A 14,665-nucleotide genomic window follows, 5' to 3' on the forward strand; every position below is an offset into this window, starting at 1 on the left:
TCTGGACCAAAACCGCCGACCAAATCCTAGCCAGCATCGGCAACTACTGCTCACAAATTAATGACTCAGGACACTAGTCGCCGAAGCTCACGCCGATCTCGCGGGCAGTGAGCATCGCGTCGCAGTCGAGCGGGACCGTCTTCATGCGTTGGACCGCCTCTTCGAGCGGCACGTAGTCGACGGTCGGTGGATTCAGCGAGATCATCACGCCGTCCGCACCGTCGGCGAGCCCCCGCACCGCCGCGGCCCCGAAGCGCAGTCCGAGCACCCGGTCGAACGCCGTCGGCGGTCCGCCCCGCAGGAGGTGCCCGAGCACGACCGTGCGCGACTCCTTGCCTGTGAGCTCTTCAAGGCCGGCCGCCACCCGCGCCCCGATGCCGCCGAGGCGCTCGGCCTGGCCCACGCGATGCTCCAGCACGGAAGTGTGACCGCCGCGCGGGGCCGCTCCTTCGGCGACCACCACGATGGAGAACTTGGCGCCGCGGCGATCTCGCTCGAGGATGGTCTCGGCCACTTTCTCGAGGTCGAAAGGTATTTCGGGAATGAGGATCGCGTGCGCCCCGGATGCGACGCCGGCCTCCAATGCGATCCAACCGGCGTACCGGCCCATCACCTCGACGACGATGACTCGGCCGTGTGAGGTTGCTGTGGAGAACAACCGGTCGATGCATTCGCAGGCGAAACCCACCGCCGTGTCGAAGCCGAACGTCTGCTGGGTCTTGTCGAGGTCGTTGTCGATGGTCTTCGGCACGGCGATGACGCGCATTCCCGCTTGAAAAATCCGGTAGGCGATTGCGAGCGATCCGTCTCCGCCCGCGGTGACCAATGCGTCGATCTCGTTGTCGCGGAACAGTTGCACCAGTTCCTCGGTCCGATCGACCGCGATGTAGCTGCCGTCGGGCTGAAGCACGGGATAAGCCGTCGGGCTGTTGCGGTTGGTCGTGCCGATGATCGTGCCGCCGCGGTGCAGAATTCCCCGCACGGACTCGCGCGTCAGCTCGATCATGCCGCCGTCGGGGTACTGCTCAGGGGTCAGGAGGCCGGCGAAGCCGTCGCGGATGCCGACGACGTCCCAGCCGCGATTGCGCCCCGCCAGCGTCACCGCCCGGATGACGGCGTTCAGTCCGGGTGCGTCGCCGCCCCCGGTCGACACGGCGATGCGTTTGATTGGACGATTATTGCTCGCAGCCACGCGCCGAGCGTACGTCGGACGCGGTTCGCCGCCGAGCGCGCCTGAACACGCGCCGCTGGATGAGCGCTGTTTTTCCCAGCTACTCTCGCGGGTTTTTCGAGCAGAACCATGGGCTACCCATTCGTCATGAGGCGGCTGTCAAGCATCGATGCCGCGTTCTGGTTCGCCGAGACGGACCAGTTTCCTCCCAGTGGTGCCAGCCTGATGATCTGCGACACGTCCGATGCACCGGATTTTTCCTTTGATGCGGTCAGGAATCTTCTCGCCGTCCGCCTTCAGGAGCTGCCGCCGCTGCGCTATCGAGTGGCCGGCGCGCGACTGGGTTTCGACAAGCCGTGGTTCGTCGAGGATCCCGCCGTCGACATCGATTACCACGTCCGTCGCATCGCGGTGCCGGCTCCCGGCGGCCGCCGCGAACTCTATGACCTGGTCGGCCGTCTGCTGTCGTATCCGCTGGACCGCCGCCGGCCGCTGTGGGAGTTCTGGGTCATCGAAGGCGCCGATCACGACCGTGTTGCCTTCCTGATGAAGATTCACCACGCCCTGGTCGACGGCGAATCGGGCGCGGCGCTGTTCCAGGCGATGTTCGGCCACCCGGCCGAAACCCGAGCACCTCGTGTCGATGGCCGGCGGGTGCCGTCGTCCCCCGGTCTACCGCGGTTGCATCGACGCGCTCTCGCCGCGCTTGTCAACCTCGCGATCATGACGCCCTACCGCTTGTTACGGCTTGCGCGGCAGGCGCTTTCTCAGCGGCGCGCGGCACGAAGACTGGACAGGCCGCCACGTCTGTTCGAGGCGCCGATCACGCGATTCAATGGCCAAATATCGACACAGCGGCGCGTCAGTGCCAGCCGATTGCCACTGGATCGCATCCAGGCGGTCAAGTGCGCGTTCGGAGTGAAGTTCAACGACGTGGTGCTTGCCCTGGCCTCGGCCGCCGTACGCCGATACCTGCACGACCGAGGCGAACTCCCCGAGCGGCCGCTCATCGCCCAGATAGGGGTGTCCACCCGCGCCGAGAGCACCACGGTCGGCAACCAGATCACCTCGGCGACAATCCGACTCGCCACCGATGTCGCCGACCCCGTTGAGCGGTTGCAATCTATTCACCGCAGTACACAAGCCGCGAAGGAGTGGGGCAACACCATGGCCGCCCATCAGGTCATGGCGCGGACGGAGGCGATGCCGCCGTGCTTCTGGGCATTGGCTGTCCGGTCATACACCCGAAGCGGTATCGGCAAACACGTTGTTCCCGTCAACATGGCGGTCTCGACCATCCGCGGATCCGACTCGCCGCTTCACGTCGTCGGTGCGGTTGTCGAGCGGATGGTGCCCCTGGGCCCGCTGAGCATCAATCTCGGACTCGACATCAGCTGTCACACCTACAACGGATGGGTCGAATTCGGCGTCGTCACCACTCCGGAGATAGCGATGGACGTTGACGACCTGGCCGACGCGATCGAACCTTCCCTGCGGGAGCTCGAAGAAGCTGCCCATCTGCATCACCGGTACGTCTGAATGCCGCCGCGCTTGGGGTGCTTGAGAGCGCGCCGGGTCGCACCCGCCCTAGGCCGAAACAGAAGGCGTGCGGTGAGATCTCGAATGCGCTGCGGCACAAAGGGATTCGCGACCGTCGCTATATAGGAGTCCCAGCCAACGTGGTAGCGGAACCGAGGATGCCTGCTGTCCAACGCCTTGGCGACCTTCAGGGCGACGTCCGTCGGGTCGTGCGCACGCCGGATGGCAGCCTGATGTAGCGGGTCGATTCTGTCGTAAAGGATCCGATAGTGGCTGCCCGAGGGGCGAACGCGTCCGCTGTTGCGGTCATTGATGTCGCTGCGATGAATCCCCGGTCGCAGCACGATGATTCTGACCCCGTCCGCAGCGACCTCCCACACCAGCGACTCGGCGAACTTCTCGATGGCCGCCTTGGCAGCCGAGTACACCGTCGCCGTCGGACCTCCGGTGACCGCGGCGGAGCTGGACACGAAGACAATTCGCGGATCGGGCGATAACCGCAGCAACGGCAGAGCCGCGCGAGTGAGGTCGATGGCGCCGAGGACCAGCGTGTCGAACAGTTTGCGCGCGTCCGACATGTCGAGGTCTTCCAGACAGGCGTCGACGTTGACTCCGGCGTTGTTGACCAACGCGTCCAGACGGCCCGACTGCCTCGCGATCTCCTTCAACGACGACGTGATCGACGCGGACTCGGTCACATCCAGGCGCAACACACGAATTCGGTCGGAATCGGCGCCAGACTCTAAGACCGCTCTGTCCAACTCTTGGCGGCGGTCCGGATCGCGCATCGAGGCGTACACCAGGTAGCCCTTCTCGGCGAGGAGTACGGCCGTACTCAACCCGAGTCCGGACGAGGCCCCGGTGATCAGCACCGACCGTTGAGCACCCACTGTGCCACCACCAAGAAACGTCGAGGCATGATCGCGATTGCCGCGCCCCCGTTGCACGGCGTCATGGTCCCTCCCCCGGGCGTCGCCTACTCGTTCTCGCGTGAAGTGTTGAACGTCAGGATCATCACAGCACAAGGGCGATGCTGTGGTGGGCGGATCGGCAGACGTTGAGCTCGACCGGTCGGGGTGGTGGCGGTCAGATCGCGCGGGGGATGCAAGGGGCGAATGGGCCCGTCTGAGCCGCATCCCCCATGAAAGTAGTCACCGGTGCGCAGAAGGAATCGGTTGGTTTTTGTATGCCGTTTATTGAAGCGAATTTGGTCATCCCACCCAGCAATCCCAGTACGGTGATGCTTACCAAGCAGCAATTCATTGAAATGTCAAGATCGGGACCTGGTTGGCAGGAGGGGGTCTATTTCCATGAGGTTTGCCGCCGCAGGCATAGTCGCTGCTGCAAGTCTGGTGGTCTGCGCCGTGCCTGCCGGAGCCGACAACCAAGATCAACAATTTTTTCGCACCTTGGACAGTCTCGGTTTCGTGGTGAGCGACCCGCCGCTAGTCGTCTCGCAAGGGCACATGATCTGCGATGAGGGTCTCGCACACGGCGTCAGTTGGGGAGAAATACATAGCCAGCTCTTGCAGTGGGGATACTCGCACGAATCGGCTTCCGTAATCGCCATTGCCGCCATCGAAACGTATTGCCCGGCTTATCAATCTGTGGCCGATCAAATCGCGGAAGGCATCTAGCCTCCTCGGCGACTTTGGAGGATTTTCGAAGACACTGCTGCGGCAATCCTGCCCGGGGCGGACTGCGATACAGGCGGATGCAGGAACGAATTGACGCTTAGGGGTTTGCATGAGCTTCAAGAAAACCATCGCAGCGGGTCACAAGGCCGTCGCTGCCTTCTTCGCAATGGCCTTGATAAGTGCGCCGGTAGCGCACGCGGACTGGATACCCTGCGACTCTGCGAACTCCACCCTTTATGCCACAACTCCCAACTCCGATGTCGAAGTCTGCTCTGTGAATGGCAGCTGGGTCTACCAAGGTAGACGGTTGAGTGACGGTGCAACCATCGTGTTAACCAACGTGACGGCATTCCCCAATGCGAACAAGATCGAAGCGTATAACGAGGGCTGGACGTACTCCCTGCGGCCAGACGGATTCCATCTGATTAGTCCTGCTGGAGTAGACAACTACGAACCGTGGGTCTCTGTCCACACGTGGCAGGTGCGGTAGTCGCCACCGGTGGCTTCACGAGATCCGCCAAGACCGCTCTCGAATACCCAGGCCATCGAACGGAAATAGCCTCTGAACTGCCCTAAATGCTGGTGGCAGGTGCAGGATTCGAACCTGCGTAGGCGTAAGCCGACGGATTTACAGTCCGCTCCCATTGGCCGCTCGGGCAACCTGCCTGGGTGCTGCACCGGCCGGGTGACCCGGTTTGGTGCGACTTGCAGGGTACAACGAGGGTGGGCGTAAGACGAAAACGGCAGCAGACCACCGGCAGACCATGAAGGAGGAACGGATCCAATGGCGGATTCATCGTTCGACGTCGTGAGCAAGGTCGACCGCCAGGAGGTGGACAACGCTCTGAACCAGGCCGCTAAGGAGTTGGCCACCCGCTTCGACTTCCGCGGCACCGACACGTCCATCGAGTGGCAGGGCGAGGAGACGGTCGTCATCACCAGTTCGACGGAGGAGCGCGCCAAGGCCGCCGTCGACGTGTTCAAGGAGAAGCTCGTCCGCCGCGACATCTCCATGAAGGCGTTCGACGCCGGCGACCCGCAGGCGTCGGGCAAGACCTACAAGGTCAGCGGCCAGATCAAGCAGGGCATCAGCAGCGAACAAGCCAAGAAGATCACCAAGTTGATCCGCGACGAGGGACCCAAGGGCGTCAAGGCGCAGATCCAGGGCGACGAGATCCGCGTCAGCAGCAAGAAGCGCGACGACCTGCAGGCGGTGATCGCACTGCTCAAGGGCGCCGACCTCGACGTCGCGCTGCAGTTCGTCAACTACCGCTGACGCGCCGGGCGTCGTTTTCGAATCGGCCCTTGTTTCCTGCCGTCCGACCTACCCTGATCGGCATGGCACCTGCACAACGTGTACCCCAAGTCGTCGTTCTCGGTGGAGGCTCCTGGGGCACCACCGTGGCGTCCATCTGCGCCCGCCGCGGACCGACGCTGCAGTGGGTGCGCTCCCAGGAGACCGCCGACGACATCAACGACAACCACCGCAACTCGAAGTACCTCGGCAACGAGGTCGCGCTTCCGGAGGGTCTGAAGGCGACGACGGACTTCACCGAGGCGGCATCGTGCGCCGACGTCATCGTCATGGGTGTTCCGTCGCATGGCTTCCGCGGCGTGCTCACCGAGCTGGCCAAGGAGCTGCGGCCATGGGTTCCGGTGGTGTCGTTGGTCAAGGGTCTCGAGCAGGGCACCAACTTCCGGATGAGCCAGGTCGTCGCCGAGGTGCTGCCCGGGCATCCGGCCGGGATCCTGGCCGGGCCGAACATCGCGCGCGAGGTGGCCGAGGGGTACGCCGCCGCCGCGGTGCTCGCCATGCCCGACCAGCAACTCGCTGCGGATCTGGCAAGACTCTTCCGCACCAAGCGATTTCGCACCTACACCACCGACGACGTGGTGGGCGTCGAGATGGCCGGGGCCTTGAAGAACGTCTACGCGATCGCGGTCGGCATGGGTTACTCGCTCGGCATCGGGGAGAACACGCGGGCGATGGTCATGGCCCGCGCGATCCGCGAGATGTCCAAACTCGGCGAGGTGACCGGCGGGCACCGCGACACGTTCGCTGGCCTGGCGGGCATCGGCGACCTGATCGTCACATGCACCAGCCAGCGCAGCCGCAACCGTCACGTCGGCGAGCAGTTAGGGGCCGGTAAGCCGATCGACGAGATCATCGCGTCGATGAACCAGGTCGCCGAGGGCGTCAAGGCCGCAAGCGTGATCATGGAATTCGCCGACCAGTATGGGATTTCGATGCCGATCGCCCGCGAGGTCGACGCCGTGGTCAACCACGGCGCCACCGTCGAAGACGCCTACCGCGGCCTGATGGTCGAGAAGCCCGGGCACGAGGTTTACGGCGCCGGGTTCTAACGCTCAGTTGATGAAGGGGTTCGTGCCCTCGGGCCGCTCCAACAGCGGGTCCCTGCCGCCGTTGATGATGTAACTGCCGGCGGGCGTCAACACGAAGCCGGATTGGTTACGGCTGTCCGAGCACGTCGTCACGCCGCCGTCGCTGCCACAGCTGACGGTCTGGAAGCTGATGCGCGAACCGGCCGGAAGTGGCTTGGCGTCACCGACGACGGCGAACACATCGGCCGTCGTCGCCGAGAACTGCGGCACACCCGGGCCACCGCTGACGAAATTCGCCCCGTTCGGCGCCGCGGGAATCGCGCCGCTGCAGCCGTAGCCGCCGTTGCGCTGCAGCACGCACGTCAACCCGTCCGGAGTCTTGAACGCGTACCAGTGGCCGTCCATCTTCGCGAACTCCGACAGCTTCACCGGCGCGAGCGCGTTGACGTTCGGCGCCGGCGGGGCCGGCGGCTCGGACGGCTGGGCCACGGCGACACCCTGCGCGCCGATCAGGGCCGCCCCAACCGACCCGACGAGTCCGATCAACACCCTGTTCAGCACGTCCACACCCTAAGGGGTGCGACGGAAGCTCGCATACGGAGCAGATCGACGCAGGTCGGCTCGGTGTTACCGCTTGGCAAGCGTAGGCGGGGTAACGGCTGATGCTCAGTAGTAGCCCGGACCGCGGCCGGCCATCGACTCCAGGCGGGCGATGCGGTCCCCGATCGGGGGGTGCGTCGAGAACAGCTTGCCGATCTTCTCGCCCGCGCGGAACGGGTTGGCGATCATCAGGTGCGCCTGATCGGCCAGCTTGGGATCGGGCGGCAGCGGCGCCTGCTCGACACCGGCGCTGATCTTGCGCAGCGCGCTGGCCAACGCCAGCGGGTCCCCCGTCAGCTCCGCGCCCGACTGATCGGCCTGGTACTCCCGCGACCGCGACACGGCCAGCCGGATCACCGTCGCCGCGATGGGACCGAGCAGCGAAACCAGAAGGATCGCAAAGGGATTCGCGCCCTCGCGGTTACCCCCGAACACCGTCGCGAAGTAGGCGATATTCGCGATCGCGGTGATGACCGCGGCCATCGCGCCGGCAACGCTGGAGATCAGGATGTCGCGGTTGTAGACATGCGACAGTTCGTGGCCGAGCACGGCTCGCAACTCGCGTTCGTTGAGGATCTGCAGGATGCCTGTCGTGCAGCACACCGCGGCGTTGCGCGGATTGCGGCCCGTGGCGAACGCGTTCGGGGCGGCGGTGTCGCTGATGTACAGCCGCGGCATCGGTTGCCGGGCGGTCGTGGCCAGCTCGCGCACGATCCGGTACATGACCGGGGCCTGCATCTCGGTGACCGGCTGGGCGTGCATCGCCCGAAGCGCGATCTTGTCGCTGTTGAAGTACATGTAGGCGTTCATGCCGATGGCGAACAGCACCGCCAGTCCGATGAGCGCCGTATTGCGGAACAGTGCGGCGATGAACACGATCAGCGCCGAGAACCCCACCAACAGAGCGAACGTCTTGGCGGTGTTCGCGTGCGGATGCCAGGTCATCGCTTCCTCCTTCAAACGAAAGACTCCGCTGAGTCAACGCTTAGTCGGGCTCCGCAAGTTCCGGCGGCTCAACCGTGCCGGTTCACCGTGTATTCCACCAGCGTCGCCAGGGCCTGACGACCCGGCCCCTCGGGTAGCTGGGCGAGCTCCTCGCGGGCCTGCGCCGCATACTGCGCGACGGTCTGCTTGGCTCTCGTCATGCCGGGCGAGCCGCGCAACAGCCGCAGCGCCTCGGCTACGTCGTCGTCGTTGTCCACCGGTTCGGCCAGCAGCTCGCGCAACCGGTCGGCGGCGGGACCGTCGTCACGCAGCGCGTACAGCACCGGCAGCGTGTGCACACCCTCACGCAGATCGGTTCCCGGGACCTTGCCGGACTCGTCGGGATCGCTGTCGATGTCGATGATGTCGTCAGAAATCTGGAAAGCCGTGCCCACGATGCCGCCCAGCCGGCTCAACCGCTCGATCTGTTCTTCGTCAGCACCGGAGAACGTCGCCCCGAACCGGCCGGACGCCGCGATCAGGCATGCGGTCTTCTCGTAGACGACCTTCAGGTAGTGCTCGACGGAGTCGACGTGTTCGGCGGCGCCGCGGGTTTCGCGCATCTGGCCGGTGACCAGCTGGGCGAACGTATCGGCGATGATGCGCACGGCCTCTGGGCCGAGCCTGCTGACGAGGCGCGATGCGGTGGCGAACAGGTAGTCGCCTGCCAGGATCGCGATGTTGTTGCCCCAGCGCGCATTGGCGCTGTCGGCGCCGCGGCGGACCTGAGCCTCGTCCATCACGTCGTCGTGGTACAGCGTCGCGAGGTGAACCAGTTCGATGACCGCGCCCGCGACGGTGACCTGCCAGGCATCCGGGTCCGGGCCCAGCCGGGCTGAGAGCACGGTGAACAGCGGACGGAACCGCTTTCCGCCGGCCTGAAACAGGTGTTGCACCGCTTCGGCCATCAACTCGTCGGCTTTGCCGAGCTCGGTGGCCATCAGGTCCTCGATGCGGGCGACACCGTCGCGCACTTCCTGCGCGAAATCGGGATCTCCGAAGTCGACCCCGGCTACCACCGTCGCTGGCGTCCTCACACAGCCAACATACTGGGAACCATGGATACCCGAGTGGACGTGGTCGTCGTCGGGGCCGGGCCCGCGGGTTCGGCCGCCGCCGCGTGGGCGGCCCGCAACGGCCGCGACGTCCTCGTGATCGACAAGGCGCAATTCCCGCGCGACAAGGCCTGCGGCGACGGGCTGACTCCCCGCGCGGTGCTGGAGATGCGGCGGCTCGGCCTCGGGTCATGGCTGGACGGCCGGGTGCGGCACCGCGGCCTGCGGCTGTCCGGGTTCGGGGCCGACGTCGAAATCGAGTGGCCGGGACCGTCGTTTCCGTCGACATCGAGCGCCGTCCCCCGCACCGAACTCGACGACCGCATCCGCATGGTCGCCGTCGATGAGGGCGCGAAGATGATGCTCGGCGTGAAAGCCGTTGACGTACGCCATGATTCCGTTGGCCGGGTGGAGGCGGTGGTGCTCGACTCGGGCGCCGAGATCGGATGCCGCGAGCTGATCGTCGCCGACGGCGCCCGCTCGACGCTGGGCCGCGTGCTGGGCCGCGAATGGCATCAGGAGACGGTGTACGGCGTGGCGATCCGCGGGTACATCGCCACGCCGCGCGCGAACGAACCGTGGATCACATCTCATCTCGAGTTGCGTTCGCCGGAGGGCGCGGTACTGCCCGGATACGGCTGGATCTTCCCGCTGGGCACCGGCGAGGTGAACATCGGCGTCGGCGCGCTCGCGACGGCCAAGCGTCCGGCCGACGCCGCGCTGCGCCCACTGATGTCGTATTACACCGGGTTGCGTCGTGAGGAGTGGGGCTTCGTCGGGGAACCGCGGGCCGGGCTGTCGGCGCTGTTGCCGATGGGCGGGGCGGTATCGGGCGTGGCGGGGCCGAACTGGATGCTGATCGGCGACGCGGCCGCCTGCGTCAATCCGCTCAACGGCGAAGGCATCGACTACGGCCTCGAAACCGGCCGGCTGGCCGCCGAACTACTAGGCACCGGCGATCTTTCGCAGGCGTGGCCCGCGTTGCTGTCGGCGCACTATGCGCGGGGGTTCTCGGTGGCGCGGCGGCTCGCACTGCTGCTGACGTTCCCGCGGTTCCTGCCGTCGACCGGACCGCTCGCCATGCGGTCGGCGACACTGATGAACTTCGCGGTGCGGGTGATGGGCAACTTCGTCACCGACGAGGACGAGGACTGGACCGCCCGGGTCTGGCGCGGCGCCGGACGGCTGTCGCGGCGCATCGATGAACGGCCGCCGTTCAGCTAGTGGCGCTCGCGCCGATCTCGGTCCGACTGGCTGGAAGCCGTGAGCGCCAAGGCAATCAGAATGTCGGCGGCGGTGACGAACAGTCCGATCCAATACGCCCACCGCATCGTGGGGTCGGGTTGGGACGCGAAGTACAGGACGAGGAAGATCGGCCCGACGATGCCGAAGACGAACATCATGCCCTGAAACATCAGGTAACGCTTGAACGTCTCCATGTCGCAGGCAGAATATCGCGGATGACCGCCGTGTACCGCGCCCCGATGCGATCCCGCCGCGACGACATCGACCCGCAGGCATCGCTCGATCGGGCTTTGCGCCTGGGCGTCGTCGGTTTCGGCGACGCGGGATTCGACGAGCGGCTGGCTCGTCGCGTGGACCGGTTCGCCGATGTCGAAGACGGATCCTTTGTGTGGACCCGCGATGCGGACGGGTTCTACTGGTTGGGCCGTATCGACGGCCCGTACCGCCGTGACGACGCCGCGGACGCCGTCGCAGTCGACCTGGTGCATGTGCGGCCGTGCCGCTGGCTTGGTGAACCTGTGCTCGAACCCGACGTTCCTCCAGCGGTTCTCGCGACCTTCGGACGCGGCGGCCGCAATTTCCAGCAAACGCATGATCGCGATGTCGGCCCGCAGACGGAACGCATCTGGGCCACCCGCAGCGATCAGGGGTCGTAAAGCAGGCTAACTGTAAGGCCGACTAGACGACCTGTTTTCGGCACCGTGCAGGGATTATCCTGGTGCACAGCGGTGTTCATGGATGCATCGGCGGAAGGACACCACGATGCTTGCTCTGACGGTTCGATCGATAGTGGCCGCGATCGCGGTCGCCGCGGCGGCGCTGTCCGCGGCTCCCGTTGCGCCCGCTCTCCCGCAGGGACCGTGTCAGGACGTGCCATACATCGGCGTGTGCACCCCGTATCGAGGGGCCACCGGGAAGCCGTCCGCGAACGCCAAGTCCGAGCCGCCCCTGCCGATCGTCAACAGTGCTCCACCGGCCGGCAGCGGCCAGCAAGCCGCGATCGATATCGAGGACTAGCCAAGCGATTTCGCGAAGCCGCTGACGTCGCGGATGGTCGCGTCGAACACCTCGGGCATGTAGGCGCCGCAGAGTAGGTCGCCGCCATGGCAGGTGCCCGCCACAACGCGACCGACCGCGGGAACGCCCGCGCGGACCAGGCGGCGATAGTAGGCGAGCCCCTCGTCGCGCAGCGGGTCCAGCTCGTTGACCGAAATGACGTGTGGTGGAAGCCCGTTGAGTTCCTCGTCGGTCGCGACGGCCGCCCAGCAGGTGGCGTCGCCGGCATGGGAGCCGTCGGGGTTATAGATCGAGCCGAGCAGCGCGAGTTGGTGGCGGCTGACGAAGTACTCGTCGTTCTCCGCCAGCGAGGGTAGATCCTCGCACTCTTCCAGCCAGCGGTTGGAGATGTACGGGCACTGGGCATGGCAGCCGGCGATCTCGTGTAGCCAGCCCTCCCGTTTGGCCTTGTGCGCAACGGTCAGTGTGAGGTTGCCGCCGCCGGACTCCCCCGACACGATCAGATGGCTCACACCGAGTTCTGCGCGGTTGGCCGCCACCCAGCGCACCGCGGCGGCGCAGTCGTTGAGACCGGCGGGGAAAGGGTGTGGGCCGAGTCTGCCGCCGGAGTTGCGGAACTCCACACCGACCACGAGCAGCCTTGTGGCGGCGAGAGATTCACGGATCCTGACGTAGCCGGTGTCGGCCGCGCTGCCGATCGCCATGCCGCCGCCGTGCAGATGGACGACGGCGGGCAGCGGGTCGCCGGCGTCGTCGTCTGGGCGGCTGATGTACAACGTGATGTCGTTGCCGTCGGGGCCGGGGATCGTTGTCGTCGATGTTGTCACCCCGGACACGGCGGGCAGGTCCTTGCCCAGCGCGTCGAGGATCGCGCCCATCCCCTCCTCGCTCATCGTCGCGAAGGCAATGCGGTCCTCGAGCGGGGAGTCGACACTCAGCGGTACGGGGGGCAATCGGCCGTCGAGACCGAACTGCGCTAGGGCCTTGACCATTCGCGGGTCCGAGCGGGGATCGGTAGCGAGGGTGCAGTCCGGGTCGGCCAGGCGTCCTTGCATGTCCAGACCGTAGCGTGCGATCGCGGTGACCGACCGGCAATCAAGGCATGGGTTTTGTGGCGGCGTGCAAGGCCACGATGCCGCCAGTGAGGTTGCGCCAGCGCACCGATGACCAACCGGCGTCGGCGATCTGACGGGCCAGCTGCGTTTGATCGGGCCATGCCCGGATCGACTCGGCGAGGTAGACGTAGGCCTCCGGATTGGAGGACACAGCCCGGGCCATCCTCGGCAGCGCCTGCATCAGGTACTCCTTGTACACCGTTGCGAACAACCGGTTCGTCGGCGTGGAGAACTCGCACACCACCAGCCGTCCTCCGGGACGGGTGACGCGCGCCATCTCGCGCAGGCCCGCCACGTGGTCGACGACGTTGCGCAGACCGAAACTGATCGTCACGGCGTCGAACACACCGTCGCCGAACGGCAGTCGCGTGGCGTCACCCGCCACTTTGGGCACGTCTCGCGAAGCGCCAGCGGCCAGCATGCCGACCGAGAAGTCCGCGGCCACGCACCACGCCCCCGAGTTCGCCAACTCGACCGTCGACACGGCCGTGCCCGCCGCGAGGTCGAGCACCTTGTCCCGCGGGCCTATACGCAGTGCCGCCCGCGTCGCCCGGCGCCAGAACCGGTCCTGGCCCAGCGACATCACGGTGTTGGTCAGGTCATAGCGCCGGGCCACCGCGTCGAACATCGACGCCACATCGCGTGGGTTCTTCTCCAGCGTCGCGCGGTTCATGGGGCCACCGTAGCTGTCAAGATGCTCGAAGCGGGAATGCGTGGTCCGCCCACAGGAGATATAGGGAGCATGAGCGAAAAAGTTTGGTTCATCACCGGAACGTCGCGGGGCTTCGGGCGGGAGTGGACGATCGCGGCGCTCAAGCGCGGTGACAAGGTCGCGGCGACGGCGCGCAACGTCTCCGCACTCGACGATCTCGCCGAGAAATATGGCGACGCGCTGCTGCCCCTGACGTTGAACGTCACCGATCGCGAGGCTGACTTCGCCGCGGTCAAACAGGCCCACGACCACTTCGGGCGGCTCGACATCGTCGTCAACAATGCCGGCTACGGGCACTTCGGCTTCATCGAGGAGCTGACCGAACAGGAGGCGCGCGACCAGATCGAGACCAACGTCTTCGGCGCGCTGTGGGTCACCCAGGCCGCGCTCCCGTATCTGCGGGCACAGCGCAGCGGGCACATCATCCAGGTGTCGTCGATCGGCGGTATCACCGCGTTCCAGAAAGTCGGCATTTACCACGCGTCGAAGTGGGCGCTGGAGGGCTTCTCGCAGGCGCTGGCTCAGGAAGTCGCTCCCTTCGGCGTGCATGTCACGCTGATCGAACCGGGCGGCTTTTCGACCGACTGGGCAGGTTCGTCGTCTCGCCGTTCGAAGCCGTTGCCGGATTACGAAGAGGTGCACGAGGAAGCCGACCGGATCCGCAGCCAGCGCGTGGCCAAGCCCGGTGATCCACAGGCGTCGGCGCGGGCTCTGCTCAAGGTAGTCGACGCCGAAAAACCACCGCTGCGAGTGTTTTTCGGGGAGCTGCCGCTGCAGTTGGCCAAGGCCGACTACGAGAACCGGCTCAAGACATGGGAGGAATGGCAGCCGGTCGCCGTGGAGGCGCAGGGCTGAGTTCGGGTGCGGCGCGCGAGATCGGCGGCCCTCAGGCCGCCCAATCTCCTGGCGGCGCCGGCCCACCAGGTTCACCGGCACCGTCGACGGGCGGTGCCGCGCTCGGATGGCTCTCGCCTATCCGGCCGGCGTCAGCGGGTTCGGACGACGCGGCGGTGTGGTTGTCGACTACCCGGCGGCCGTCGGCGGGTTCGGGCGGTGCGGCGGTGTGGTTGTCGACTACCCGGCTGGCGTCATCGGGTTCGGGCGGTGCGGCGGTGTGGTTGTGGCTGCGGGTTTCGTGGTCGTCGGGTGGGCGCAGGAGCCGTTCGGGTTGGTGGTAGTAGTTCAGCCGTGCCTGGCCGGTGTCTAGTTCGGGTGGGGGGAGCCATTCGACTTCGCAGCGGTCGTTC

At 66.1% G+C, this 14,665-nt stretch carries 16 protein-coding genes, 1 tRNA gene and 1 pseudogene; 8 read left to right on the forward strand and 10 right to left on the reverse strand.

Going from position 1 to position 14,665, the window contains the following annotated elements:
- Window positions 1–73: 73 nt before the first annotated feature.
- Window positions 74–1,192, reverse strand: a complete 1,119-nt coding sequence (locus AU193_RS15865) for a 6-phosphofructokinase (protein WP_064423335.1) — start codon at window positions 1,190–1,192, stop codon at window positions 74–76.
- Between the two features lie 126 nt (window positions 1,193–1,318).
- Between AU193_RS15865 and AU193_RS15870 the strand changes: the two genes are divergently transcribed.
- Window positions 1,319–2,710, forward strand: a complete 1,392-nt coding sequence (locus AU193_RS15870) for a wax ester/triacylglycerol synthase family O-acyltransferase (protein ID WP_064423349.1) — start codon at window positions 1,319–1,321, stop codon at window positions 2,708–2,710.
- On the opposite strand, the gene AU193_RS15875 is transcribed toward AU193_RS15870, so the two are convergent.
- The gene (locus AU193_RS15875; RefSeq protein ID WP_064423336.1) at window positions 2,695–3,600 is read right to left on the reverse strand and encodes an SDR family oxidoreductase; all 906 of its coding nucleotides are present in this window, start codon (window positions 3,598–3,600) and stop codon (window positions 2,695–2,697) included. The genes AU193_RS15870 and AU193_RS15875 overlap by 16 nt on opposite strands.
- 420 nt (window positions 3,601–4,020) lie before the next feature.
- On the opposite strand from AU193_RS15875, the gene AU193_RS15880 reads away from it, so the two are divergent.
- Entirely contained in the window at window positions 4,021–4,347 is a 327-nt protein-coding gene (locus AU193_RS15880) for a DUF732 domain-containing protein (RefSeq protein ID WP_064423337.1), read from the forward strand.
- Between the two features lie 580 nt (window positions 4,348–4,927).
- Here the strand turns inward: AU193_RS15880 and AU193_RS15885 are convergent.
- Window positions 4,928–5,013 (reverse strand) — tRNA-Tyr (locus AU193_RS15885).
- A 118-nt stretch (window positions 5,014–5,131) separates the two neighbouring features.
- Between AU193_RS15885 and AU193_RS15890 the strand changes: the two genes are divergently transcribed.
- Together AU193_RS15890 and AU193_RS15895 are read left to right on the forward strand one after the other, a co-directional pair.
- Entirely contained in the window at window positions 5,132–5,623 is a 492-nt protein-coding gene (locus AU193_RS15890; protein WP_064423338.1) for a YajQ family cyclic di-GMP-binding protein, read from the forward strand.
- Window positions 5,624–5,685: 62 nt separating this feature from the next.
- Window positions 5,686–6,711 carry an NAD(P)H-dependent glycerol-3-phosphate dehydrogenase gene (locus tag AU193_RS15895; RefSeq protein ID WP_064423339.1) on the forward strand — a complete coding sequence of 342 codons (1,026 nt, stop codon included), beginning with the start codon at window positions 5,686–5,688 and terminating at the stop codon, window positions 6,709–6,711.
- 3 nt (window positions 6,712–6,714) lie between these two features.
- On the opposite strand, the gene AU193_RS15900 is transcribed toward AU193_RS15895, so the two are convergent.
- The 3 genes from AU193_RS15900 to grcC1 all read right to left on the reverse strand — a co-directional run bounded on the left by AU193_RS15900 (window position 6,715) and on the right by grcC1 (window position 9,311).
- Window positions 6,715–7,251: a hypothetical protein gene (locus tag AU193_RS15900; protein ID WP_371259218.1), complete on the reverse strand. Its 537-nt coding sequence runs from the start codon at window positions 7,249–7,251 to the stop codon at window positions 6,715–6,717.
- A 105-nt stretch (window positions 7,252–7,356) separates the two neighbouring features.
- Complete coding sequence (gene htpX / locus AU193_RS15905; protein WP_064423341.1) at window positions 7,357–8,235, reverse strand: zinc metalloprotease HtpX; 879 nt, start codon at window positions 8,233–8,235, stop codon at window positions 7,357–7,359.
- A gap of 68 nt (window positions 8,236–8,303) precedes the next feature.
- Window positions 8,304–9,311 (reverse strand): nonaprenyl/(2E,6E)-farnesyl/geranylgeranyl diphosphat synthase, encoded by a 1,008-nt coding sequence (gene grcC1, locus AU193_RS15910; protein ID WP_172798326.1) that lies wholly within the window; start codon window positions 9,309–9,311, stop codon window positions 8,304–8,306.
- A 21-nt stretch (window positions 9,312–9,332) separates the two neighbouring features.
- Here grcC1 and menJ point away from each other — a divergent pair, with 21 nt between their 5' ends.
- Window positions 9,333–10,553, forward strand: coding sequence for a menaquinone reductase (menJ, locus tag AU193_RS15915; protein ID WP_064423343.1), 1,221 nt, complete (start codon window positions 9,333–9,335; stop codon window positions 10,551–10,553).
- On the opposite strand, the gene AU193_RS15920 is transcribed toward menJ, so the two are convergent.
- Window positions 10,550–10,768, reverse strand: a complete 219-nt coding sequence (locus AU193_RS15920; protein ID WP_064423350.1) for a hypothetical protein — start codon at window positions 10,766–10,768, stop codon at window positions 10,550–10,552. The two genes, menJ and AU193_RS15920, sit on opposite strands and share 4 nt — an antisense overlap.
- A gap of 21 nt (window positions 10,769–10,789) precedes the next feature.
- On the opposite strand from AU193_RS15920, the gene AU193_RS15925 reads away from it, so the two are divergent.
- Window positions 10,790–11,230: a GAF domain-containing protein gene (locus tag AU193_RS15925; RefSeq protein ID WP_082683009.1), complete on the forward strand. Its 441-nt coding sequence runs from the start codon at window positions 10,790–10,792 to the stop codon at window positions 11,228–11,230.
- Between the two features lie 106 nt (window positions 11,231–11,336).
- Complete coding sequence (locus tag AU193_RS15930) at window positions 11,337–11,591, forward strand: hypothetical protein (protein ID WP_156425242.1); 255 nt, start codon at window positions 11,337–11,339, stop codon at window positions 11,589–11,591.
- On the opposite strand, the gene AU193_RS15935 is transcribed toward AU193_RS15930, so the two are convergent.
- Together AU193_RS15935 and AU193_RS15940 are read right to left on the reverse strand one after the other, a co-directional pair.
- Window positions 11,588–12,646: an alpha/beta hydrolase fold domain-containing protein gene (locus AU193_RS15935; RefSeq protein WP_064423345.1), complete on the reverse strand. Its 1,059-nt coding sequence runs from the start codon at window positions 12,644–12,646 to the stop codon at window positions 11,588–11,590. The two genes, AU193_RS15930 and AU193_RS15935, sit on opposite strands and share 4 nt — an antisense overlap.
- Before the next feature lie 40 nt (window positions 12,647–12,686).
- Window positions 12,687–13,379 carry a demethylmenaquinone methyltransferase gene (locus tag AU193_RS15940; protein WP_064423346.1) on the reverse strand — a complete coding sequence of 231 codons (693 nt, stop codon included), beginning with the start codon at window positions 13,377–13,379 and terminating at the stop codon, window positions 12,687–12,689.
- Window positions 13,380–13,448: 69 nt separating this feature from the next.
- Here AU193_RS15940 and AU193_RS15945 point away from each other — a divergent pair, with 69 nt between their 5' ends.
- The gene (locus AU193_RS15945) at window positions 13,449–14,273 is read left to right on the forward strand and encodes an SDR family oxidoreductase (protein WP_064423347.1); all 825 of its coding nucleotides are present in this window, start codon (window positions 13,449–13,451) and stop codon (window positions 14,271–14,273) included.
- A gap of 31 nt (window positions 14,274–14,304) precedes the next feature.
- Here the strand turns inward: AU193_RS15945 and AU193_RS23195 are convergent.
- Window positions 14,305–14,665, reverse strand: a pseudogene (locus AU193_RS23195) (hypothetical protein); the annotation flags it as partial.

Source organism: Mycobacterium sp. GA-1285 (genome assembly GCF_001499905.1).
Taxonomy (GTDB): Bacteria; Actinomycetota; Actinomycetes; order Mycobacteriales; family Mycobacteriaceae; genus Mycobacterium.